Source organism: Clostridium sp. AF28-12 (genome assembly GCF_003435225.1).
Taxonomy (GTDB): Bacteria; Bacillota; Clostridia; order Lachnospirales; family Lachnospiraceae; genus Pilosibacter; species Pilosibacter fragilis.
Window position 1 is genome coordinate 441,914 of sequence record NZ_QWGJ01000001.1, and the last position, 22,120, is coordinate 464,033.

At 50.6% G+C, this 22,120-nt stretch carries 23 protein-coding genes and 1 pseudogene; all 24 read left to right on the plus strand.

What is annotated here, in order from left to right; genetic code table 11:
- Nucleotides 1-51 precede the first annotated feature (51 nt).
- A complete protein-coding gene (locus DWY93_RS02095; protein WP_015553378.1) occupies nucleotides 52-906 on the plus strand; it encodes an energy-coupling factor transporter ATPase in 855 nt (284 codons plus the stop codon).
- 18 nt (nucleotides 907-924) lie between these two features.
- Nucleotides 925-1,917, plus strand: a complete 993-nt coding sequence (locus tag DWY93_RS02100; protein ID WP_117471715.1) for an energy-coupling factor transporter ATPase — start codon at nucleotides 925-927, stop codon at nucleotides 1,915-1,917.
- Nucleotides 1,911-2,711 carry an energy-coupling factor transporter transmembrane component T gene (locus DWY93_RS02105; RefSeq protein WP_117471716.1) on the plus strand — a complete coding sequence of 267 codons (801 nt, stop codon included), beginning with the start codon at nucleotides 1,911-1,913 and terminating at the stop codon, nucleotides 2,709-2,711. Before DWY93_RS02100 ends, DWY93_RS02105 begins: the two co-directional genes overlap by 7 nt.
- Before the next feature lie 156 nt (nucleotides 2,712-2,867).
- Entirely contained in the window at nucleotides 2,868-3,902 is a 1,035-nt protein-coding gene (gene truA / locus DWY93_RS02110; RefSeq protein ID WP_117471732.1) for a tRNA pseudouridine(38-40) synthase TruA, read from the plus strand.
- Nucleotides 3,899-5,314: a sodium:solute symporter family protein gene (locus tag DWY93_RS02115; RefSeq protein WP_117471717.1), complete on the plus strand. Its 1,416-nt coding sequence runs from the start codon at nucleotides 3,899-3,901 to the stop codon at nucleotides 5,312-5,314. Before truA ends, DWY93_RS02115 begins: the two co-directional genes overlap by 4 nt.
- Nucleotides 5,311-6,651: a HAMP domain-containing sensor histidine kinase gene (locus DWY93_RS02120; protein ID WP_117471718.1), complete on the plus strand. Its 1,341-nt coding sequence runs from the start codon at nucleotides 5,311-5,313 to the stop codon at nucleotides 6,649-6,651. The genes DWY93_RS02115 and DWY93_RS02120 overlap by 4 nt, the downstream gene beginning before the upstream one ends.
- Complete coding sequence (locus DWY93_RS02125; RefSeq protein WP_117471719.1) at nucleotides 6,629-7,984, plus strand: sigma-54 dependent transcriptional regulator; 1,356 nt, start codon at nucleotides 6,629-6,631, stop codon at nucleotides 7,982-7,984. The genes DWY93_RS02120 and DWY93_RS02125 overlap by 23 nt, the downstream gene beginning before the upstream one ends.
- A gap of 224 nt (nucleotides 7,985-8,208) precedes the next feature.
- The gene (locus tag DWY93_RS02130; RefSeq protein WP_117471720.1) at nucleotides 8,209-9,420 is read left to right on the plus strand and encodes an NRAMP family divalent metal transporter; all 1,212 of its coding nucleotides are present in this window, start codon (nucleotides 8,209-8,211) and stop codon (nucleotides 9,418-9,420) included.
- A gap of 93 nt (nucleotides 9,421-9,513) precedes the next feature.
- Nucleotides 9,514-10,275, plus strand: a complete 762-nt coding sequence (locus DWY93_RS02135; protein WP_015553386.1) for a 5-oxoprolinase subunit PxpA — start codon at nucleotides 9,514-9,516, stop codon at nucleotides 10,273-10,275.
- A 71-nt stretch (nucleotides 10,276-10,346) separates the two neighbouring features.
- Nucleotides 10,347-11,078 (plus strand): 5-oxoprolinase subunit PxpB, encoded by a 732-nt coding sequence (gene pxpB / locus DWY93_RS02140; RefSeq protein WP_117469277.1) that lies wholly within the window; start codon nucleotides 10,347-10,349, stop codon nucleotides 11,076-11,078.
- A complete protein-coding gene (locus tag DWY93_RS02145) occupies nucleotides 11,078-12,175 on the plus strand; it encodes a biotin-dependent carboxyltransferase family protein (protein WP_117469278.1) in 1,098 nt (365 codons plus the stop codon). Before pxpB ends, DWY93_RS02145 begins: the two co-directional genes overlap by 1 nt.
- A gap of 132 nt (nucleotides 12,176-12,307) precedes the next feature.
- Nucleotides 12,308-13,129: a putative hydro-lyase gene (locus DWY93_RS02150; RefSeq protein WP_117469279.1), complete on the plus strand. Its 822-nt coding sequence runs from the start codon at nucleotides 12,308-12,310 to the stop codon at nucleotides 13,127-13,129.
- 605 nt (nucleotides 13,130-13,734) lie between these two features.
- Nucleotides 13,735-15,081: an MATE family efflux transporter gene (locus DWY93_RS02155; protein ID WP_117469309.1), complete on the plus strand. Its 1,347-nt coding sequence runs from the start codon at nucleotides 13,735-13,737 to the stop codon at nucleotides 15,079-15,081.
- Nucleotides 15,082-15,262: 181 nt separating this feature from the next.
- Nucleotides 15,263-15,697, plus strand: a complete 435-nt coding sequence (rplM, locus tag DWY93_RS02160; RefSeq protein ID WP_015553390.1) for a 50S ribosomal protein L13 — start codon at nucleotides 15,263-15,265, stop codon at nucleotides 15,695-15,697.
- 28 nt (nucleotides 15,698-15,725) lie between these two features.
- Nucleotides 15,726-16,118 (plus strand): 30S ribosomal protein S9, encoded by a 393-nt coding sequence (gene rpsI, locus DWY93_RS02165; protein WP_015553391.1) that lies wholly within the window; start codon nucleotides 15,726-15,728, stop codon nucleotides 16,116-16,118.
- Between the two features lie 348 nt (nucleotides 16,119-16,466).
- Nucleotides 16,467-17,297 carry a phage antirepressor KilAC domain-containing protein gene (locus DWY93_RS02170; protein WP_117471721.1) on the plus strand — a complete coding sequence of 277 codons (831 nt, stop codon included), beginning with the start codon at nucleotides 16,467-16,469 and terminating at the stop codon, nucleotides 17,295-17,297.
- Complete coding sequence (locus DWY93_RS17055) at nucleotides 17,294-17,461, plus strand: hypothetical protein (RefSeq protein WP_009532276.1); 168 nt, start codon at nucleotides 17,294-17,296, stop codon at nucleotides 17,459-17,461. Before DWY93_RS02170 ends, DWY93_RS17055 begins: the two co-directional genes overlap by 4 nt.
- A complete protein-coding gene (locus DWY93_RS02175) occupies nucleotides 17,442-18,116 on the plus strand; it encodes a helix-turn-helix domain-containing protein (protein WP_117471722.1) in 675 nt (224 codons plus the stop codon). Before DWY93_RS17055 ends, DWY93_RS02175 begins: the two co-directional genes overlap by 20 nt.
- Nucleotides 18,113-18,958 (plus strand): ATP-binding protein, encoded by an 846-nt coding sequence (locus DWY93_RS02180; protein WP_117471723.1) that lies wholly within the window; start codon nucleotides 18,113-18,115, stop codon nucleotides 18,956-18,958. Before DWY93_RS02175 ends, DWY93_RS02180 begins: the two co-directional genes overlap by 4 nt.
- 75 nt (nucleotides 18,959-19,033) lie before the next feature.
- Nucleotides 19,034-19,945, plus strand: a complete 912-nt coding sequence (locus tag DWY93_RS02185; protein ID WP_117471724.1) for a ParB/RepB/Spo0J family partition protein — start codon at nucleotides 19,034-19,036, stop codon at nucleotides 19,943-19,945.
- Nucleotides 19,946-19,958: 13 nt separating this feature from the next.
- Nucleotides 19,959-20,465 carry a hypothetical protein gene (locus DWY93_RS02190; RefSeq protein ID WP_117471725.1) on the plus strand — a complete coding sequence of 169 codons (507 nt, stop codon included), beginning with the start codon at nucleotides 19,959-19,961 and terminating at the stop codon, nucleotides 20,463-20,465.
- A 10-nt stretch (nucleotides 20,466-20,475) separates the two neighbouring features.
- Nucleotides 20,476-21,111, plus strand: a complete 636-nt coding sequence (locus DWY93_RS02195; RefSeq protein WP_117471726.1) for a DUF3846 domain-containing protein — start codon at nucleotides 20,476-20,478, stop codon at nucleotides 21,109-21,111.
- Between the two features lie 18 nt (nucleotides 21,112-21,129).
- A complete protein-coding gene (locus DWY93_RS02200) occupies nucleotides 21,130-21,612 on the plus strand; it encodes a PcfB family protein (RefSeq protein WP_117471727.1) in 483 nt (160 codons plus the stop codon).
- Nucleotides 21,609-22,088, plus strand: a pseudogene (locus DWY93_RS02205) (type IV secretory system conjugative DNA transfer family protein); the annotation flags it as partial. The gene DWY93_RS02200 and the pseudogene DWY93_RS02205, both read left to right, overlap by 4 nt.
- Between the last annotated feature and the right edge of the window lie 32 nt (nucleotides 22,089-22,120).

Genomic DNA, 22,120 nt, shown 5'->3' on the forward strand with positions numbered 1-22,120 from the left:
TATGCGGCGCCGCAGTCACTTGAAGTTTATGAAAAACGAGAAAGGATTTCTATGGGAATCATTAAAGCAGTGAACCTGATCTTTGACTATATCAGGCACGATGAAGAGGAAGACAAGGATGAGGTCAGCCATGCGTTAAAGGGCGTCTCTCTGGACATCAAGGAAGGCGATTTCGTAGCGATTTTAGGACACAACGGATCCGGAAAATCCACATTCGCGAAGCTGATGAACGGAATCCTGCTTCCAACGGATGGAACAGTCTATATTTCTAAAATGAGGACGGACGACGAGGAGCATCTTTGGGATGTACGAAAGACGGCGGGAATGGTATTCCAGAACCCGGATAACCAGATCATCGGAAACGTGGTGGAAGAGGACGTTGGATTCGGACCGGAGAACATGGGAGTTCCGACGGAGGAAATCTGGGCGCGGGTCGACAAGAGCCTTGAGGCGGTGGGTATGACAGCGTACAGACTTCAGTCTCCGAATAAGCTTTCCGGCGGACAGAAACAGCGCGTGGCCATCGCAGGCGTTATGGCGATGAAGCCCCGGTGTATCGTTCTGGACGAGCCGACAGCGATGTTAGACCCGAACGGACGCCGCGAGGTCATTAAAACGGTTCATGAACTGAACCGTCAGGAAGGGATCACGGTAGTTCTGATCACCCACTATATGGAAGAGGTCATTGACGCAGACCGCGTGGTCGTTATCGACGGTGGACATGTCGTGATGGACGGAACCCCGAAAGAGGTCTTTTCCAGAGTCAAGGAACTGAAAAAATACAGCCTCGATGTGCCGCAGGTAACGGAACTGGCAGATGAATTAAAGGAAGCCGGAATGGATCTTCCTTATGGAATTCTTTCCATCGACGAGCTTGTGGATGAACTTGTTCCGCTCTTAAAATAGTGGAGAAATGGTGGAAATATGGCAATCGAAATGAAACACTTGAATCATATATACGGGCAGGGAACGATCTTTGAGCAGTATGCCTTAAAGGATGTAAATCTTACGATCCATGATGGCGAGTTTATCGGCCTCATCGGTCATACCGGATCCGGAAAATCAACCCTGACCCAGCATTTAAACGGACTTTTAAAGGCAACGAGCGGAGATATCCTTTATAACGGAGAAAGTATTTATAAAGAGGGATATTCCATGAAAGAGCTCCGCAGCCATGTGGGGCTTGTTTTCCAGTATCCGGAGCATCAGCTGTTTGAGGTGGATGTATTCTCAGATGTCTGCTTTGGACCGAAGAATCTGGGACTCCCGAAGGAGGAGATCGAGAAGCGCGCGAAAGAGGCGCTTGACATGGTGGGACTCGATGAGAGCTTTTATAAGCAGTCCCCCTTCGACCTCTCCGGCGGACAGAAGCGTCGAGTGGCTATCGCGGGTGTTCTCGCAATGAAGCCGGAGGTCTTGATCTTAGATGAGCCGACAGCCGGTCTCGACCCGAAAGGCCGCGACGACATTTTAGGACTCGTACAAAAGCTCCATAACGAGCAGGGGTTGACGATCATTCTCGTCTCCCACAGCATGGAGGATGTGGCGCGATATGTGTCCCGTCTTGTGGTCATGAACCACGGCGAGAAGGTCTTCGACGGAACTCCGAAGGAGGTATTCCGCCATTATAAAGAGCTGGAAGCCATCGGCCTTGCGGCGCCGCAGATCACCTATGTGGTGCACAAGCTGATCGACAAGGGGATCCCGCTGGATCCGGATATCACGACGGTGGAAGAGGCGAAGAATGCAATCCTTAAGATCTGGCGCGAAAAGTATGGAAAAAGTTCCGGAAATGCAGCGCAGGTAAGCGCAGCCGGAGCGGATTCCGAGAACGCAGATCATGGGAACGCCACTGGAACAGCCTCTGGGAATGCGGACATCACAGAAAAGACAGCCGGGGAGGAAACGACATGTTAAGAGATATCACGCTTGGACAGTACTACCCGGTAGATTCCCTTCTTCACAGGCTGGATCCACGAACAAAACTCTTTGGAACGCTTGTATACATTGTAACACTATTTATTGCGGACAATATCTGGGCATACCTTGCGGCGACGATCTTTCTGATCACTGCCATCAAGCTCTCCAATGTCCCGGTAAAATTCATGGTGCGCGGCTTAAAATCCATCGTGTTCCTGCTTCTCATCAGCGTCAGCTTCAACCTGTTCCTGACGCCGGGTACCCCGATCTTTAAGATCGGTTTCCTGCAGATGACCTGGGAAGGTCTCCGGTTTGCGGCATTTATGGCGATCCGTCTTGTTTACCTCGTTATGGGATCCACGATCCTGACGCTCACAACGACGCCGAACCAGCTGACAGACGGTCTGGAAAAGAGCCTTGGCTTTTTAAAGAAGGTCGGCGTTCCGGTCCACGAGGTGTCCATGATGATGTCCATTGCGCTCCGGTTTATCCCGATCCTGATCGAGGAGACAGATAAGATCATGAAAGCGCAGATGGCAAGAGGCGCTGATTTCGAGAGCGGAAACCTGATCCAGAAGGCGAAATCCATGGTACCGCTCCTTGTACCGCTGTTCGTATCCGCGTTCCGCCGTGCCACAGACCTCGCGATGGCCATGGAGGCGAGATGTTACCGCGGCGGCGAGGGCAGAACAAAGATGAAACCGCTTAAGTACGCGAAGAGGGACCGTATGGTTTATGGGGCGTATCTGGTGTATTTTGCGGCGGCGATCGTGCTGAAGGTTTTGCTGTAGAAGATGATTAACTCCGGTTTCGATGAAAAGCAGCGCTAAAGCCCGGATATGACGGGGAACAGCACCGCGTGGAAAATGGTCGAAATCGGGAACTTGATATTCAGAGAAATAGAATTGCCCGGATTTTCCGGACAGCAGAAGGAAAACAATAAAGCTATGAGACGAATCAAACTGACGGTGGCCTACGACGGCACCGCATACAAGGGCTGGCAGCTCCAGCCCAACGGCGTTACCATAGAGGAGATGTTAAATAAGGCTCTTTCGGATCTTCTGAAAGAGCCTGTCTGCGTCATTGGGGCAAGCCGGACTGACTCCGGTGTCCATGCAAGAGGAAACGTGGCGGTCTTCGACACGGAGAGCCGGATCCCGGGAGATAAATTCTGTTACGCGGTAAACCGCGGACTTCCGGAGGATATTCGTGTGGTGGAATCCGAGGAGGTTCCCCTGGACTGGCATCCGAGAAAGCAGAACTGCGTAAAGACCTATGAGTATCAGATCTTAAACTGTAAGTTCGAGATCCCGACAAGACGCCTCTACGCCCATTTCTGCTATTACCCGTTAAACGTGGAAAAGATGAATGAGGCGGCAAAATATCTCATCGGGGAACATGATTTCATCAGCTTCTGCGCCGCAAACCACCAGGCGGAGGAGACGGTCCGGACGATCTACGGGGCCGAGGTGAAAAAGAATGATGAGGACATCGTAACGATCCGCCTTTGCGGCAGCGGATTCCTCTACAACATGGTGCGGATCATCGCGGGAACCCTGTTAAAAGTCGGAACCGGTGAGTGGGAGCCGGAACATGTGAAAGAGGTACTGGAGGCAAGAAACCGCAAAGAGGCGGGACAGACTGCTCCGGCGAAGGGCCTGACACTTGTGGGAATCGAGTATGAGAGGGAGATCCCAAAGGAGATCACCTCGAGAAATGAACATTGGGACGCTGTTCTGGACCAGAGTAAACTGGAATCCGACGGAATCTCCTGCGTCCGGATCAGGTTCTCCGAACCGGAGGAACTCCCCCGACTGATCCGCCGTATGGTGCACCAGGCATACCGGAATGGGGCGAAGGAAGTGTTTGTGACGGTACCGGATGGGTATGAGGTGTCTGAGACGGAAAGCTATGGGTATTACCGACTCCGCAGGCTGGATGACGGCAGCTACGGAACGGAGTATACGGGGAGGACGCTATGAACCGGGTACTGATCCAGCTGATCTATTTTGTCATCTATTCCGTTGTGTTCCTGGTCATCGGAAAGCTCTCCTTTTCGGAAAGCGATTCTCTCTCCAAGTTTTTCGTCGGTGAGAGAAAAAATGACGAAAAACGCCTGTTTTTCACATTTGTCGGAACCTGGGTCTCCGCGGCGACGATTCTGGGATTTACGGGAAACGTATACCACAGCGGACTCTCTGTTATCGCGTCGTCGGTCATCCCGTGGTTTATCGGCGCGGGTCTCCTGTATCTGATGACGGACCGGCTATACGAGAATGATGTCCTGTCGATCCCACAGCTGATCGGAAAAAAGCATGATTCAAAATTTCTGCAGACAGCATCGGCCATTTTTATGATCTGCGGCTATATTTTCTATCTGATGATCCAGATCAAGGGATTTGGCATTGCGGTATCCAGCCTGCTGAATATCAATTACAAGGTGGCTGTCTTTCTTGTCTATCTTTTTATCCTCTATTCGAGCTTCGGCGGCTTTAACTCCGTCACGAAGTCGGACTGCCTCAATCTGATTATGCTCTCTGTGAGCATCGGGGTTCTGTATCTGGTTATCGTAAAAAACGTTCCGGGACACTGGTTTTTGACGGATCAGACTGTGCATGAACTCATAAAGAGCAAGGGCGTTTTTGAAAATCAGACAGCGGAGATTGGAATCTTCGTATATATCTCCATGTTCTTCGGCTGGGGAATGGGACTGGCGTCGAATCCCCAGTATATGGTCAGGATCCTGGCGGCGAAGGATAAAAAAACCGCAAAACATATGATCCTGCATGCACTGATATTCCTGTGCGTGCTGTACTTTGCACTGACCCAGATCGGTCTTGGACTGCGGATCCTCTTTCCGCAGCTGAAAAATTACTGCTCCGCGGATGACGTATTTATCTATGCAGTGGTCAATCTCATGAACACACCGTTCAGCGGTTTCTTCCTGATCAGCGTGATCGGCGCCTGTGTCTCAACGGCGAACTCCCAGCTTCACCTGATCGGCTGCATGCTGTCCTACGATGTGGCTGCCCAGATCACAAAAAAGAAGATGTCGGAGGAGCAGATCCTCATCCTGGCGCGGGTATTTATCTTCATAGGTGGCACGGCTGCACTGATCTTATCCGTAAATCCGCCGGAGGACATGCTGTCCTTCGGAGCGGACATCTGGGGATTATTCTCGGCGGCGCTTGCCCCTCTGATCTACGGTGGACTGTACTGGAAACGGAGAACGAAAGCCGGGGCGGTGGGAGCGTTCTTTACGGGACTTATCTGCTCTGTCCTGTTCTGGAAAATGGATCTCCAGATATACTGGGCATTTCCGGCAACACTGTGCGCGGCGGCGGTCTATGTTGTGATCCCGATGTTTGAGAAGAAGAGAGGGGCAGAAGAATGAGCGGAAAGAAAAAACAGCTGTTTCGATCATGGTTCTGCAGGATCGAGCATGAGGTCATGCTGCCGTTCATCATGGTAGGGATCCTGGTCATCTGTGCATTCTGCGCTATTTCGGTGTGTAATGGATATACAGAAAAGCTTAAGGACAGAAAAGAGTACGCGAGGACCACGATCCGCGGCATGGAGGCGGATATTTACTATCTGCAGGGAAAACTGAGTGAGGATGAGATCCGGCAGAAGTATAATTTCTATCATGATCCGGCGGTGCGGATCATGGCTGCCGACGGTACGGTCATCACAGGGGACGAGGAGATCCCGGACGGGAACATGGAACTCCTGTACGCGGACAGTGGAAATTTCCTGGGGTGGCGTCTGGAATACTGGATGGATAAAAAGTCATTTGAGAATGCGATCCTGGAAGAACAGAATTACGTCATTGTGGGCGCTGTGGCCAGTCTCCTGATCATCGTCCAGGTCAGCGTGTTCCTCGCCTGGAGTATCACAAAACCGATCCGCAGCATGAGCGCGGCGTGTAAAAGGCTCGATGAGAACAAGGACGGGTTCCGGGAGTACCGTTTCCTGGAAACAGCGAGAAAGGACGAGATCGGCCAGCTGGCGAGAACCTTTGAGAATCTTCTGAAAAACCTTGATAACTACACGAAAATGGAGTATACGAGCCGGATGTCATCGGCACTGGCCCATGAGATCAAAAATCCGCTGGCAGGGATCCGGTCCGGGATCCAGGTCCTTGGCGGGCGGGCAGTGAAGGAGAATGAAAAGCTTCTCTGCGACAGCATGCTCCATGAGATCGACCGGGTGACCGGGCTGATCAATGACCTGTTTACGCTGTCGGTGAAGAAGGAAAACCACAGACATGTTTTTCAGGCGGATGTGCTGCTGCGGGAGGTGGCATCCATCTATGCGAAGGAGTGCGAACAGCAGAATGTCGCGTTCAAGACAGACTGCGCGGCGTGTGAAGTGTTTGCCGATGAGAATGAAATGCGCCAGATGCTGTACAATCTTCTGACGAACAGCATGCGGGCGGTCAGCCGGGACGGCACGGGGAAGATCCGTCTCTCAGTGTCTTCCGACGGAGGCATGACTACATTCTGCGTCTCCGATAACGGAAAAGGAATGAATGAAGAGGAACTGAAACGCGCAAAAGAACCGTTCTACACGAAGAGCATTAACGGCGTCGGTCTCGGTCTGGCGATCGTAAACCGGCTGATCGGGCAGAACCACGGCAAAATGGAAATGGAAAGCGCTCCGGGCTGCGGAACGACGGTGCGCCTGATTTTTGAAAGCAGGGATGAACATGAAAAAGATACTGATCGTTGATGACGAATTTCTGATCCGGTTTACGCTGGAGGAAGGACTGAAGGACCGGGGATACGAGACCCAGTCGGCGGAAACGGTGAAGGACGCTCTCGAGAAGATGAAAACGTTCCACCCGCAGGTGATCCTTCTGGATAACCGCCTGCAGGACAGCCTCGGGATCGACGAGATATCCACGTTCCGTTCCGCCGATGAGGAGGTCCAGGTGATCCTGATGACGGCGTACGGCTCTGTCGCGCAGGCGGTGGAGGCAACGAAGCGCGGCGCTTACGACTATATTTTAAAGCCCTTTGACATTGACGAGATCGACCGGATCGCCAGCCGCTGCATTGGCCAGATGCAGGACCGGGAATCCCTGGAGTTCTTAAAGGGAAAAACGCAGGAATTTATCGGAGTCAGCGACGCCGCGATGCGGATCCGGCGCCACATCGAACTTCTCGGAAAGAATTCCTCAGTGAATGTTCTGATCCGGGGCGAGACCGGAACCGGAAAAGAGGTTGCAGCGTCCCTGATCCATGCCTGCAGCGACCGGCGGGACCACCTGATGGTCCGCATCAACTGCGGCGCAATTCCGGAACATCTGATGGAGAGCGAGCTCTTTGGCTATGAGCGGGGGGCCTTTGCGGGCGCGATGAAGACGAAGAAGGGTCTGATCGAGCTGGCAGCAGGCGGAACCGTGTTCTTGGATGAGATCGGGGAACTTCCCCTCTCCATGCAGACAAAGATCCTCACGTTCCTGGACCATAAGAAGTTCAAGCGTGTGGGTGGTCTGGAGGACATCGAAGTGGATGCCCGGGTGATCGCGGCGACAAACCGGAATCTGGAACATGCCGTAAAGCAGGGGGAATTCCGGGAAGATCTCTTCTACCGGATCAATGTCATGGAGCTTGTGATCCCGCCGTTGAGGGATCGGAGAGAGGATATTCCGGCGCTATGCGATTATTACCTGAAATATTATAATGGCATGTTTGGAAAGAATATCACCCATGTGGATCCTGATTTTATGCGGGAGCTGCTTTTGTATGACTGGAAAGGGAATGTTCGGGAACTGAAAAATATTTTCGAGCGCTGCTTCTTATTCTGTCAGGGGGACGTGCTTGAAAAACATGTGGAATTAAAGCGGGTAGACTGGAAAGATGATACCCGGACAGGAGAGCCGTTTGCGTTAAAGGATCTTCGGAAAGGACCGATCAGTCTCGATCAGGAGGTCTCCATGCTGGAACAGATCTACATGGACCAGGCACTGAAGCTCTGCGGAAACAACGTGACAAAAGCGGCGGCCCTTTTGGGAATCACGAGATTCTCCATGAAGAGAAGACTTGATAAGGAAGACTGAAATCTTACGGCCCGCACGGTAAGGGGCAGACCTGCTGAACAATTGAAAACGTGCAAAAATTCACATCGTGCGAAATCGCTCGCTAAAACTGAGCGGATTCGCACGATTTTTTTGAAAATTTCAAAAAGATTTTTCAAAACTGAAAAATATAGTTGAATATCACTAAAAAGTCAGATAAAATCAAGGCATCAGTTGTAGAAAAGATACGAAAGGGGTACTCATTTATGGGGGAAAAGAAAAAACACAGCAACATGACGACCTTGATGGGAGCTGCGTTCCTGATGGCGACATCCGCGATCGGACCGGGATTCCTGACACAGACTTCCACATTTACGGCTCAGTATAAAAGCGTTTTCGCGCTTGTGATCGTCTGTACGATCCTGTTGGATGTGACGACACAGTTAAATATCTGGTCGGTGATCGGTGTGTCCGGCATGCGCGGACAGGATATTGCAAATAAAGTCCTTCCGGGACTCGGGTATTTTATCGCATTCATGGTTGCGCTTGGCGGTCTGGCATTCAACATTGGAAATGTCGGAGGCGGCGCCCTGGGACTTAACGTATTGTTCGGAATTCCGACGACGGTTGGAACCTTTATCGCGGGAATCATCGGAATCCTGATCTTCCTCTCCAAGGACGCGAAGACCAGCATGGATAAGCTGACAAAATATCTTGGAAGCATCATGATCATCGTTGTTCTCTATGTGGCAATCAAATCCAAACCTCCGGTAGGGGACGCTGTGAGCAGTATTTTCCATCCGGGCGATGTGGGTGCTCTTGTCCTTCCGCTCATCACGCTTCTTGGAGGAAGCTGCGGCGGATATATCACATTCTCCGGTGCGCACCGTCTTCTTGACGCCGGATATTCCGGAAAGAAAGATCTTCCGCATGTACGCCAGTCTGTTTTAATGGGTGTCAGCGTTTCTGGAATCATGAGGATCCTGCTGTTCCTTGCGGTTCTCGGTGTCGTGACAGCAAATCCAGATGTGACACTTGACGCTTCAAACCCAGCAGCAGACGCGTTCCGTCTCGGAGCGGGCGTGATTGGATATAAGATCTTTGGTCTTGTCCTTTTCTTCGCCGCTACCACATCCGTCATCGGCGCTGCTTATACATCCGTTTCCTTCTTAAAGACTCTTCATCCGTTTATCATGAAGAATGAAAAGTGGTTCGTGATCGGATTTATCACAGCCTCCACACTGATCATGGCGATCCTTGGAAAGCCGGCAGCACTTCTCGTACTTGCGGGCGCGTTGAACGGACTGATCCTTCCGCTGACCCTCTTAACGATCCTTCTCGCGAGCAGAAACAAGAAGATCGTCGGCGAGGATTACAAGCATCCGACGATCCTCATCGTTTTAGGTGTATGCGTGGTACTGCTCACAGGATTCTCCGGAATCAAAGCTCTTCCGGGAATCTTAAAGATGTTCGGCTAAGGTTAATTATGTATTGAGATTGTGATGCAAGTCGTTTAAAATAGTAGGTAGAAGATTGAAAAATACCGGCAACGAAAGCAAGGAGGAAATATTATGTACCGTGTAGATTTAAACAGTGACCTTGGAGAAAGCTTTGGAAATTATACGATCGGAATGGATGAGGAGATCTTAAAGTACGTCTCCTCCGCAAACGTGGCCTGTGGCTGGCACGCAGGTGACGCGATGGTGATGGAAAAGACAGTTGCTCTGGCGAAAGAGTTCGGAACAGCCGTCGGCGCACACCCGGGATTCCCGGATCTTGTGGGCTTCGGACGCCGCAATATGGCAGTGACACCGGACGAGGCGAAAGCGTATGTCCGCTACCAGCTGGGCGCTCTCATGGCGTTCTGTACCGCCCACGGCGTAAAGATCCAGCATGTAAAACCGCACGGCGCTCTTTACAATATGGCAGCTGTTGACGAGAAGTTAGCTATCGCGATGTGTGAGGCAGTTTATGAGGTAGATAAGGACATCATCTTCATGGGACTTGCAGGTTCTAAGATGATCACGGCAGCAGAAAAAGTCGGTCTCCGCGCTGCAAGTGAGGTCTTCGCTGACCGCGCTTACAACGATGACGGAACTCTCGTATCAAGAAAGCTTCCGGGTGCAGTGATCAAGGACAAAGACCTCGCGATTAAACGTGTGATCCGTATGGTAAAAGAAGGAAAAGTCGAGTCCATCAACGGAAACGATATCGCGATCAAGGCAGACTCTATCTGCGTTCACGGAGATAACCCAAAGGCATTGGAGTTCGTAAAGAATATCCGTGAGACACTGATCGCGGAAGGCGTCGAGATCAAAAATTTAAGTTTATAGGAAAAAGAGTGCAGCTGTTTGACATCTTACAAATGTCAAACAGCCGCAAATGTATAGAGAGGAGACTCGCTGTGGGAAATGTAAGATATCTGGTTTCCGGCGACTGTGCAGTCACCGTGGAATTTGGAAATGAGATCAGTCCGGAGATCAACCGGAAGATCCGCGCGTTCAAGATCGCGTTAGAGAAAGAACAGATCGAAGGAATCGTAGAGACTGTGCCGACCTACCGTTCCCTTCTTGTTGTATACAAGCCGGAAGTGATCCGGTTCTCAGCACTGACAGAAAAATTTGAGAAGATCCTGTCCTCCATGGGCAGCATCCAGATCCCGCCGCCAACCGTGATCGAGATTCCGGTGCTTTATGGCGGGGAGATGGGACCGGATCTTGCGAATGTGGCAAAACATAACGGTCTTACGGAGGAAGAAGTCGTAAAGATCCATTCCTCTGAAGAATATCTGATCTATATGTTAGGCTTCATCGCTGGCTTCCCGTATCTCGGCGGTATGGACAAGCGCATCGCGACTCCGCGTTTAAAGAGTCCGCGTGTAAAGATCGAGGGCGGCTCCGTGGGAATCGCCGGAGAGCAGACTGGAATCTATCCGGTGGCATCCCCGGGCGGCTGGCAGCTCATCGGAAGAACTCCGTTAAAGCTCTATGATTCCGAGCGGGAAAAACCGGTGCTCCTTGAGTCCGGACAGTACATTAAATTCCGCCCGGTGACGGAAGAAGAGTACAAAGCCATCGAAAAACAGGTGGAGAACAATACATATCAGTATGTAGTATATGATAAGGAGGCGGAGTGATGGGCATTCAGATCATAAACGGCGGATTCCTGACAACGATTCAGGATATGGGACGTTACGGATATCAGGAGACTGGAATGTCTGTATCTGGTGTCATGGATACCAGGGCAGCGTCACTCGCCAATATCCTTGTCGGAAATGATATGAACGAGGCGGTCATCGAGATCACGATGATGGGCCCGACGATGAAGTTTACAGAAGATGAGATCATCGCGGTGACAGGCGGCGACCTCGGGGCAAAGATCGACGGAAAACCGGTGGAGAGATACCGTGCGGTCCTGGTAAAAGCGGGCCAGACGTTGAGCTTCATGGGCATGTACGGCGGAAGCCGTGCGTATATCGCTTTTGCGGGCGGACTTGATATCCCGGTCGTTATGGGAAGCAGATCCACGAACCTGAAATCAAAAGTCGGCGGATACGAGGGAAGAAAATTAGGAACCGGCGATGAGATCGCTTTCCGCGCTCCTGCATCCTGGCTTCCGAATATGTCCGGGCGTGTATATGAACTTCCGTCCTACGGGGCAAAGGAATGGACCCTCAGAGTCGTTATGGGACCGCAGGACGACTGTTTTACAGATAAGGGAATCAACACCTTCTTAAACAGCACCTACACGATCTCCAACGAGTATGACCGCATGGGCTGCCGCATGGAAGGCGATGTGATCGAGCATAAAAACGGCGGCGACATCATCACCGACGGCATCAGCTTCGGCGCTGTACAGGTTCCGTCCCACGGAAATCCTATCGCCATGATGGCGGACCACCAGACCACAGGCGGCTACACAAAGATCGCCAACGTGATCTCTGTGGACCTTCCGGTGCTTGCCCAGTGCATGCCGGGAATGAAGATCCATTTTGAGAAAGTCACGGTGGATGAGGCGCAGGATCTCTATTGTAAGGAAAAAGAAGAGTTTGACGCGCTTGCGAAGAGACTGAATACCCCGGTGGAACCGGCGGATGATGAGCAGGCGGTGGCGATCGCAGCGGCATCCGAGGCGAACAAGACCGCATGGGTAAAGGCGGGAACCTATAAGATCTCCGTAAATGGAAAAGAGTTTCTTGTGGAGCTTGAAAAAGAGGTTGTGAGATTCCGGTAAGAAGAAATATGGAGATGCAGGCCGGAAAATGAATTGATCGGCGAAGCATTTCAGCAGAATGAGTCATGGGGAACAGGAACCTTAAGATGCCGAAAACGAAAAGAACGGCATAGGAGAAAGGGGTAGTGAAAAATGGGAGATTACAGAACGACAAAACCGGAAGAGATCTGGAAAAAGATCCGTGACGGTGAGATCACAGAACCGACAGCCGGAATGTGCGGGGGATACGCACAGGCAAACCTTGTGATCCTGCCGAAAAAATATGCGGAGGATTTTAAAAAGTTCGCGGAGCGCAACCCGAAACCGTGTCCGATCCTCGAGATCATGGACGGTTCCCCGCTGGTTCATGACATGGGCGAGGGAGCGAATATCGTTACCGATATTCCGCGGTACTTTATCTATAAAAACGGCGTGAAGGTCGATGAAGTGACAGATGCTTCCGAATACTGGCAGGATGATTTCGTTGGTTTTCTTATCGGCTGCAGCTTCTCCTTCGAGGAGGCGCTCTTACAGGCAGGAATTGACGTGCGTCATATCTCGATGGGAAGAAATGTGCCGATGTACAAGACGAATATCGAGTGCGAGAAAGCAGGAGTCTTCGAGGGTCCGCTTGTATGCAGCATGCGCCCGATGACGCCAGAGGACGCGAAAAAGGCGGCGGAGATCACGGAGAAGTTCCCGAATGTTCACGGTGGTCCTGTCCACATGGGAGATCCGGAAAAGATCGGCATCAAGGATATCGACCATCCGGACTATGGAGATCCAGTGGAGATCCGCGAGGGCGAGATCCCGGTATTCTGGGCCTGCGGCGTGACCCCACAGGCAGCCGTCGAGCGGGCGAAGCCGCCGATCGTCATCACCCACGCTCCGGGTCATATGTTTATCACGAATGTGAAGAACGCGGAGTTAAATGATTATCTGGAGAAAAAGAAGCAAGGTACGAAATCGCTGTGAAACAGAAGGAATCGCAGCATCGCAGATGCGAGATGATCTGTCAGCATCGGACATGGCAGATTTTGCCGGACAGATGCGGAAGTGAGATGTTCGGGCTCCGGATAGTTGACAGAATCCGAAATCTATGTTATTCTACCAGACGTTAAAACTCGTGTGGATTTTTAGAGAAGAACTTTTTTCGCCACACAATCACCTAAAAGCTTTATGGGTGGTTGTGTGGTTTTTTTATGTAACAGGAAATTCCAAGGAATTCCCTGTTACATAAAAAGGCACTGACGTGCCAAAGATGCGCACTCGCGCGAAGATGTAGACTGTCGCAAGCGACCGCGCGAGGCGCGAGAATGTGCCAAGGCACATTCTTTTTTATATGAATGTTTATATAAAGATAAGATTACGTGCTCTTTAGTCACACTTATTTGTGCTTGAAAAGGCGGACTACACATATAAATATTCGGTCATCCGGCAAGCCGGACAGCTCACTCACCTCCCCGTGATTTGTAGTATACCGAGTTCCCTGCAAGAAGAATTATAAAGAAAAAATAGGCTCAGGGGAACATTTTCATAACGTTTTGTGCCTGAGCGAAGCGAAAGGAATGGATATAAATATGAATGAAACTTTCATGAAGGAGAAGCCGGTCTTTCCGCTTCTCCTCGGAATGGGAATGCCCATGGTCCTGTCTATGCTGGTGAATTCTCTTTATAATATAGTAGACAGTTATTTTGTTGCCAGGATCAGTGAGAATGCCATGGAAGCATTGTCTCTGGTATTTCCGATCCAGAACTTCATCAATGCCATGGCGATCGGTTTCGGCGTGGGAATCAACGCTCTGATCGCCACAGCGAGAGGTGCCGGAAAGGAGAATGAAGCGCGCCGGGCAGCGACTCAGGGCGTTGTCCTGTCTGTGATCCACGGGATCCTCCTCGCTGTGATCTGTATCGTTATCATGCCAGGATTCCTTGGAATGTTCACAGGCGATCAGGAGGTCATCCGGTACGGTGTGCGTTACGCATCCGTTGCATTCCTGTTTTCACCAATCATCATGGCAGGATTAGCCTTCGAGAAGATCTTTCAGGCAGTGGGGCGGATGAAGGTCTCCATGATCGCCCTGCTCGGCGGTTGCATCACAAATATTATCCTGGATCCGATTTTAATCTTTGGACTGGCATTCTTTCCGAAAATGGGAATCTCCGGAGCGGCGATTGCCACAGGTGTGGGGCAGCTTATTTCGCTCATGGTTTACCTTGCCTTCTATTTTAAAGGACCGGTTCCGGTAAAGCTGGAAGCAAGGTATAAGGTTCCAGGTGGAAATACGATGAAGAAGCTCTACGGGATCGGGATCCCGGCAATCCTTAATCTGGCGCTGCCCTCCGTCATGATCTTTGTGTTAAACGGTCTGCTGGCGCAGTATTCCAGAAGCTATGTGGTCATTCTGGGAATCTACTATAAACTGCAGACTTTCCTCTATTTCCCAGCCAGCGGCATTATCCAGGGAATGCGCCCGGTGATCGGCTATAATTTCGGTGCCGGAGAGCGGGAGAGAGTCGGAACGATCTATAAGACAACGCTTGCCATGACCGGTGTGATCATGGCGGCGGGTACGCTGCTCTGCCTTACAATCGCCAATACGCTGATCGGGGCCTTTACGGACAATGTGGAGACTATCATAGCGGGCGGCACTGCTCTCCGGATCATCAGCGCCGGATTTATCGTCTCAACGGTCTCCGTAACGGCATCCGGAGCCCTCGAGGGAATCGGCATGGGCGTCCAGTCCCTTGTGATCTCCCTGCTCCGCTATATCGTAGTCATCCTTCCGTCCGCCTTTATTCTCTGTCATCTCTTCGGCGGCGGCGCGGTCTGGAACGCGTTCTGGATCACGGAGTTTGCGGCAGCAGTTGTGGCTGAGATCGTGTATCGGGGAACGATTAAGCGGACCATGCCAAAACCACGATAAAATATAGGTTTTTCGGCAAAATTTAATCGAAATTTTGAAGAAAAATGGTTGACACACCCGACCATGTATAATATAATGTATAACTGTGACATCGGTTGAAAATGCTGTGGCCAAAGCCCCGGAAACAGTATTTTACGATAAAGGAACATTGATTGATTTAGTACAAACAGGAGGTCAACCCATGAAGAGCTTTATGGCTAGTCCAGCAACAATTGAGAGAAAATGGTACGTAGTTGACGCTACAGGATATACATTAGGTCGTCTGACATCAGAAGTAGCAAAGATCTTAAGAGGAAAGAACAAACCGATCTACACTCCGCACATCGACTGCGGCGATTACGTGATCGTAACAAACGCTTCCAAGATCAAAGTTACAGGTAAGAAGTTAGATCAGAAGATCTACTACAGCCACTCCGACTATGTAGGCGGAATGAAAGAGACAACTTTAAGAGAAATGCTCGAGAAGAAGCCGGAGAAGGTTATCGAGTTAGCAGTTAAGGGAATGCTCCCGAAGGGACCTTTAGGAAGAAGCATGATCACAAAACTTCACGTTTACGCTGGCCCGGATCACGAGCAGGCAGCACAGAAGCCGGAAGTTTTAGAAATCAAATTTTAATTAGAGGTCTGAAAGGAGGAAATTCATAATGGCTAGCACAAAATATTACGGAACAGGCAGAAGAAAAAAATCTATCGCAAGAGTATATCTTGTACCGGGAACAGGTAAGATCACAATCAATAAGAGAGATATCGATGAGTATCTTGGTCTTGAGACATTAAAGCTCATCGTTCGTCAGCCGTTAGCAGCAACAGAGACAGCTGATAAGTTCGACGTTATCGTTAACGTTCACGGCGGCGGAGTTTCCGGACAGGCAGGCGCTATCCGTCATGGTATCTCCAGAGCTCTGCTTCACGCAGACATCGAGTACCGTCCGGTATTAAAGAAAGCTGGTTTCTTAACAAGAGATCCGCGTATGAAAGAAAGAAAGAAATACGGCCTCAAAGCCGCTCGTCGCGCACCGCAGTTCAGCAAGCGATAATCGACAACTTCAAAATGCTAAAAAGGCCCGGAAATACGCCATTTTCCGGGCTTTTTCTATACCCAAAATTCTGTCTGGACTGTTCGGTTTTGATGGAATTTGAACGGAAATTTATGGGTTTATAGTGGTCAAATTACTGGTGGACAAGCCCATTTTGACCTCTTATGGGTTAAATTACTGGTGGACAATAGGAGCAAATGAAGTCCAATTTTGCCATCGACGGACGAACACATACTTGACTGATTTACATAGAGCCTTGGCTCATTCTTTGAAAACGAGAATGGGTCGAGGCTCTATTTTTTTTCGCCTGAAATCCGGCGAGACAAATTTGAGTAGGAGGTAACAGGTATGACGGATTTCAATCAGAAGACCCATGATACCGATGTGGGCAGTCATGGCGGACAGTCGAGGCAAATGATGGAGGTGTTTGAGAACCAGGAGTTTGGTTCGATCCGCGTGTTGCAGGAGGCGGGAAAGACATTCTTCTGTGCAAGTGACGTGGCGAAAGCGTTGGGGTATGTGAATCCCTATGCCGCAGTGAAACGCCATTGCAGAGGCCCCCTAACGAAACGCGAGGGGGTCGTTCAGAAGGTGAATCAGTATGGGGATGCTGGAGAGCAGGTCGTTGAAATCGCCTTTATCACAGAAGGCGATGTTTACCGGCTGATCGTTCACAGCAAGCTGCCATCGGCAGAACGATTTGAACACTGGGTGTTTGATGAAGTTCTCCCTTCTATCCGCAAGCATGGAGTGTATATGAGCGATTCCATTTTGGATCAGGTGATTCAGCATCCGGAGGTCATCTACACCCTGGCACAGGAGCTTGTAGCCGAGAGGGAGCAGCTTGAGGGTATCCGCAAACAGCTGGATGCGGCACAGCCCAAGGCAGACTACTTCGACACCTTTGTGAACTCGGAGGATTGTACCTGCATCCGGAATTTCTGTAAGGAAATCGGAATCCCGGAGAAGACGGCAGTGGCTCTCTTACTGGATCATCGCTATCTGTACCGCAGTCCGAGTGGCTGGCTGATGCCTTTTGCAGACAAATCTGCAAGGGGCTATTTTATTGTCCGAGATTGCTACGGCAGAAGCGGAAAACTGGTGCAACAGACGAGAGTGACCTGCAAGGGAAAGAATCATCTCTTCAAGTTGTTTAAGAAATGGGGTGTGATCGAATGACGCTTTTTACAGAGGGACGCCTTCAGGCGTTTGAACGTATGATGCAGGATACCGGCAAATACCATCGCCGGGAGGACAGCGAAGATCGTCCGCGCAAATGTCCGAAGAAAAAAGCGGAGCCTGCGAAAAAGGATGGTGAGCACCATGCCGGTATTCAGGGTTGAGAAGAACAGCAATTACACAACGATGTGCAATTACCACCTGCGGGATCAGGGTCTCAGCCTGAAAGGGAAAGGACTTCTCTCCATGCTGCTCAGTTTGCCGGACACATGGAACTATTCGGTACGGGGGTTATCTTCGATTACGCCGGATGGCGTAGATGGAGTGCTTACGGCTCTGAAGGAGCTGGAGCGTCTTGGGTATCTGGAAAGGAACCAGCAGCGTGAGAGTAACGGTCGGATGGGCAGAGCGGAGTATGTGATTTATGAGATGCCGAGGAAAAAGCCGTGTTCGGAATCATCGTGTACGGAAAAGCCGTATACGGTAAATCCGGATACGGACACACCGGTTACGGAAAATCCCGCGCAATTAAGTACTAATAGAACAAGTACTGAAACAATCAATAAAAGAGAGAAGAAAGAAATCCAGCACCGGTATGGCTCATACGAAAATGTTCTTCTCTCTGACACGGAATACGTCAAGCTCCGGCAGGAGTTCCCAGGAGATTATCAGATGCGGGTGGAACGGCTCTCTGAGTATATGGCCTCCACCGGCAGGAGCTACAAAAATCACCTTGCCACAATCCGGAGCTGGGCAAAGAGAGAAAAGCCTAAGTACAACCCGGCAGATTACACATTTGAGGAAGGAGACAGCCTATGAGCGACATGGTGCCTGAAGTATTGAATGCGGCGTTGGATTCGCTCTTTACGCCGAAAGAACCCGGAGAGCGGGAATACCAGGGCGAGGACGGACTGCTGTATTGCCGGAACTGTCATACGCCGGTGCAGTGCAGGGTAAAGCTCTGGGGCAGAGACAAGATTGTTCCCTGTCTTTGCAGATGCCAGCAGGAAGCGATGGCGGAAAAGAAACGCCAGGATGAACTGGCGGAGCGGCATCGTAAAATCAGGCAGCTGAAAGCAACGGGGATTCAGGAAAAGCATCTTCTGGAATGGAATTTTGCCGTTGCAGAAGACAACAAGGATATCCAGATGGCAAAACGCTATGTGGAGCAGTGGAAAAAGGTCAAGGCTGAAAACCTTGGCCTTTTGTTATGGGGAGATGTCGGCACCGGAAAGTCCTTTGTGGCGGCATGTATTGCCAATGCGCTGCTGGATCAGGGCATTCCGGTTTTGATGACGAACTTCTCCAAAATCCTGAACCAGATGGGTGCCATGTATTCGGAAGAGCGATACCGGTATATCGCTTCGTTTTCCAACTATTCTTTGTTGATTCTGGATGATCTGGGAATTGAGCGCAGCACCGAATATGCGCTGGAGCAGGTCTACGCTGTCATTGATGAACGGTACAAGTCCGGGCTTCCGGTCATTATCACAACCAATCTGAAGATTGCGGAAATCCGCAATCCGCAGGATGTGGCATACGCCCGGATTTACAGCAGGATTCTGGAAATGTGTACGCCGGTGCGAATCAGCGGAGAGGACCGCAGAAAAAGCATTGGAAAAGAAAAACAGCAGGTCGTTAAGGAGGTACTTGATCTATGAAGTGCAAGGCAAAAAAGGCGTTTTTCGCAGGTAAGAATGACATCTATCACCGCTGGAAGGAGGTTAAGAAGCTGAATGGCAAAAGCAAAAACCAGTATTACAACAGAAAACCGCAGTGGCTCAGCTGCCGACGCTGCGGCTAAGGAGCAGCGGACGGAGATGCCGCTTTCTGACCTGCATCCTTTTGAAGGGCATCCCTTTAAGGTGCTGGATGACGAGCTGATGGAACAGACTGTGGAGAGCATTAAGCAGATAGGGGTGGTATCCCCGTTGATTGTCCGGCCTGACCCGGAAGGCGGATTTGAAATTCTTTCGGGACACCGCAGGCTTCATGCAGCGCAGCTGGCAGGTTTGGAGACAGTGCCGGTCATCGTCAAGGAAATGGACGATGATGCGGCAATCATCTTTATGGTGGACAGCAACTTGCAGCGGGAAAATATCCTTCCCAGCGAGAGAGCGTTTTCATACAAGATGAAGTTGGAAGCGATGAAACATCAGGGACAACGCGGAGATTTAACTTCTGACCAAGTTGGTCAGAAGTCGTGGGCTGTGAACCAGTTAGCTGATGATGCGAATGAAAGTAAAACGCAAGTTCAGCGGTTTATCCGCCTTACCAACCTAATTCGCGAAATTCTGGATATGGTGGATGAGAAGAAAATCGCCTTCAATCCGGCGGTAGAGCTGTCTTATCTGAAGCCATCTGAACAGAAAGAATTTCTGGAGGCTATGGACTATGCACAGGCATCTCCATCCCTGTCGCAGGCACAGCGGCTGAAAAAGCTCTCGCAGGAGGGCGGCTGCACCTTGGATGCCATGTGTGAAGTAATGAATGAAATCAAAAAGGATGAGCTTGACCATGTGACGATTAAAAACGAGGTTCTTCGGAAGTATTTCCCGAAATCCTATACACCGAAGCAGATGCAGGACACGATTATCCGGCTGCTGGAAAAGTGGCAGCGAAGTAAACAACGAGATATGGAACGATAAAAAGGAGACTTTTATGATGATGAACTTTAAGAAGAATCAGAACAACGCGGTGTGCAGTATGGACTGCAAGAACTGTCCGAACGGTGCATCGCAGCCCAATCCGATGGATGATCCCAAGTTTGAGAAGTCCATTGCGATGCTTCATAACTGGCTGATGCTGGAGGCAATCCGTGAAGATCACCCGAAGGAGCGCATTGTGATGGTGATCCTGCCGGGGGCTGGCGGCGAACTTTTGACCGAGGACGGCAGTCGAGGCATCTTTGAGGATGTTTACGATGAGATGGAGGCTGATCTGGTGGCAGATGGGGAGCTGCTTCTCCATTATGATGAGAGCGATGTAATCGAGACTGACGGCACCCGCTATCTGCTGGGAGCTGCGGAGGTTTCGGAAATCGACCAGAACGGCAACGAGTGCAGCATCAACCTGTTTACGCTGGAACGCACCATCGACTATGTGAACGAAAATCTGACGGTGGTTTCCATTGGCGGCGAGTTGGTTCCGGCACTGCGCCTGATCTAAGGAGGAGCCTATGAAGAAATTTGATGTGGAGATTACAGAGACTCTCCAGAGAAAGGTTTCCGTGGAAGCTGCCTCACAGGAAGACGCGGAACGCATGGTGACGCAGGCGTGGAACAATCAGGATTATGTTCTGGATTCCGGCGATTTCACCGGTGTGGACTTCAAGACCGTGGGAGAACATGAACTGGCAGAGACCAGGACAATGGAGGTGCTGCTGGTACAGCCCAATGCCTATCCGAAGAAAATCAGTGTTGGCACGGAGCTGGAAGATTTGCAGGCCATGGTCGGCGGCGATATTGAAGTAACCTATCCATTTGAGGATGAAGTGGCCATTATTCTGAATGAATCCGGCAAAATCAATGGACTGCCCCTGAACCGTGCGATTTACACCGAAGACGGGGATATGCAGGACATTTATGCCGGTGATTTTCTGGTGGTAGGGCTGACAGAGGATGACTTTGGTTCTCTGACTTCGGAGCAGATGCAGAAATTTGAGGAGCAGTTCCATCAGCCCCAGATGTTCGTTCGTATGGGGCGCAGCATCATGGCAATTCCGGTTCCGGATGACATGGTGAAGAGGATGGAGGAAAAGGCTGCAAAACCTTTGGAAAAGAGTAAACCGGCACCGGATCGGGAAAGTTTGTAAGGAAGGAGGCGGAGATTCATGCAGGAAGAAGTTGAAAATCGTACTGTCAATTTGGCAATCAGCACCACGAAACTGACCTTTCGCACCATCGTGAATGGCTATAATGCGTGGAAACGGCACCATCAGGCAAAGGTGGCTCAGAAAACGGCGCAGCTGCCGGTTGGAAAGCAGAGCATCAAAGAACTGATCGGTCAGAATCAGGGAGTCAGCAGTATCCCTATTGAAAAAACGGATTTGAAAGGCTTTGAACAGGTGGCGCGGAAATATGGTGTGGATTATGCCATTACGAAAGACCAAAATGTGATTCCTCCCAAGTACACGGTGTTCTTTAAGGCGAAGGATGCGGATGCACTGACTTCCGCTTTTGAGGAATTCACCAACCGCAAGCTGAAAGCAAAGGAAAAACCGAGTGTTCTGGAGCAGCTTAACAAGCTCAAAGAGCTGGTTACTGCAATTCTGCCGGATAAGGTTCGCCACAAAAGTCAGGAGCGTGATCTATGAGTAATAAGACCAAAAAGCGGCTGATCCTGAACCTGCCGTATTTCATTGCAGGTCTTGTATGTACCAATCTGGGAGAAGCGTGGAGAATTGCCGAGGGCGCAGACATGTCTGAAAAGCTCCTCGGCTTTCTTTCTGCCCTGGGCACAGCCTTTTCCAATCCGATGCCAAGTCTGTATCCGATGGATTTGCTGATTGGTGTGTGCTGCGGAGCGGGTCTGCGGCTTGCTGTGTATCTGAAAGGCAAAAATGCCAAGAAATATCGCCATGGCATGGAGTATGGCTCTGCCCGATGGGGTACGCAGAAAGACATCGAACCGTTTGAAGATCCAGTGTTTGCAAACAATGTGATTCTGACCCGGACGGAGCGGCTGATGATGGGCAACCGCCCGAAGAATCCGGCAAATGCAAGAAACAAAAATGTGCTGGTGGTGGGCGGCTCCGGCAGCGGCAAGACCCGGTTTTGGCTTAAACCCAGTGCGCCCGTAAGGGCGGTATAAATCCTACCTTG

Coding starts and splice junctions, on each gene's coding strand:
- DWY93_RS02130 (WP_117471720.1), top strand. CDS start 8,209: ATGGGGGAAAAGAAAAAACACAGCAACATGACGACCTTGATGGGAGCT.
- DWY93_RS17055 (WP_009532276.1), top strand. CDS start 17,294: ATGACGCTTTTTACAGAGGGACGCCTTCAGGCGTTTGAACGTATGATG.
- DWY93_RS02135 (WP_015553386.1), top strand. CDS start 9,514: ATGTACCGTGTAGATTTAAACAGTGACCTTGGAGAAAGCTTTGGAAAT.
- DWY93_RS02150 (WP_117469279.1), top strand. CDS start 12,308: ATGGGAGATTACAGAACGACAAAACCGGAAGAGATCTGGAAAAAGATC.
- DWY93_RS02175 (WP_117471722.1), top strand. CDS start 17,442: ATGCCGGTATTCAGGGTTGAGAAGAACAGCAATTACACAACGATGTGC.
- DWY93_RS02155 (WP_117469309.1), top strand. CDS start 13,735: ATGAATGAAACTTTCATGAAGGAGAAGCCGGTCTTTCCGCTTCTCCTC.
- DWY93_RS02100 (WP_117471715.1), top strand. CDS start 925: ATGGCAATCGAAATGAAACACTTGAATCATATATACGGGCAGGGAACG.
- DWY93_RS02195 (WP_117471726.1), top strand. CDS start 20,476: ATGAAGAAATTTGATGTGGAGATTACAGAGACTCTCCAGAGAAAGGTT.
- DWY93_RS02145 (WP_117469278.1), top strand. CDS start 11,078: ATGGGCATTCAGATCATAAACGGCGGATTCCTGACAACGATTCAGGAT.
- rpsI (WP_015553391.1), top strand. CDS start 15,726: ATGGCTAGCACAAAATATTACGGAACAGGCAGAAGAAAAAAATCTATC.
- DWY93_RS02190 (WP_117471725.1), top strand. CDS start 19,959: ATGATGATGAACTTTAAGAAGAATCAGAACAACGCGGTGTGCAGTATG.
- DWY93_RS02200 (WP_117471727.1), top strand. CDS start 21,130: ATGCAGGAAGAAGTTGAAAATCGTACTGTCAATTTGGCAATCAGCACC.
- DWY93_RS02170 (WP_117471721.1), top strand. CDS start 16,467: ATGACGGATTTCAATCAGAAGACCCATGATACCGATGTGGGCAGTCAT.
- truA (WP_117471732.1), top strand. CDS start 2,868: ATGAGACGAATCAAACTGACGGTGGCCTACGACGGCACCGCATACAAG.
- DWY93_RS02120 (WP_117471718.1), top strand. CDS start 5,311: ATGAGCGGAAAGAAAAAACAGCTGTTTCGATCATGGTTCTGCAGGATC.
- rplM (WP_015553390.1), top strand. CDS start 15,263: ATGAAGAGCTTTATGGCTAGTCCAGCAACAATTGAGAGAAAATGGTAC.
- DWY93_RS02125 (WP_117471719.1), top strand. CDS start 6,629: ATGAAAAAGATACTGATCGTTGATGACGAATTTCTGATCCGGTTTACG.
- DWY93_RS02180 (WP_117471723.1), top strand. CDS start 18,113: ATGAGCGACATGGTGCCTGAAGTATTGAATGCGGCGTTGGATTCGCTC.
- DWY93_RS02095 (WP_015553378.1), top strand. CDS start 52: ATGGGAATCATTAAAGCAGTGAACCTGATCTTTGACTATATCAGGCAC.
- DWY93_RS02185 (WP_117471724.1), top strand. CDS start 19,034: ATGGCAAAAGCAAAAACCAGTATTACAACAGAAAACCGCAGTGGCTCA.
- DWY93_RS02105 (WP_117471716.1), top strand. CDS start 1,911: ATGTTAAGAGATATCACGCTTGGACAGTACTACCCGGTAGATTCCCTT.
- DWY93_RS02115 (WP_117471717.1), top strand. CDS start 3,899: ATGAACCGGGTACTGATCCAGCTGATCTATTTTGTCATCTATTCCGTT.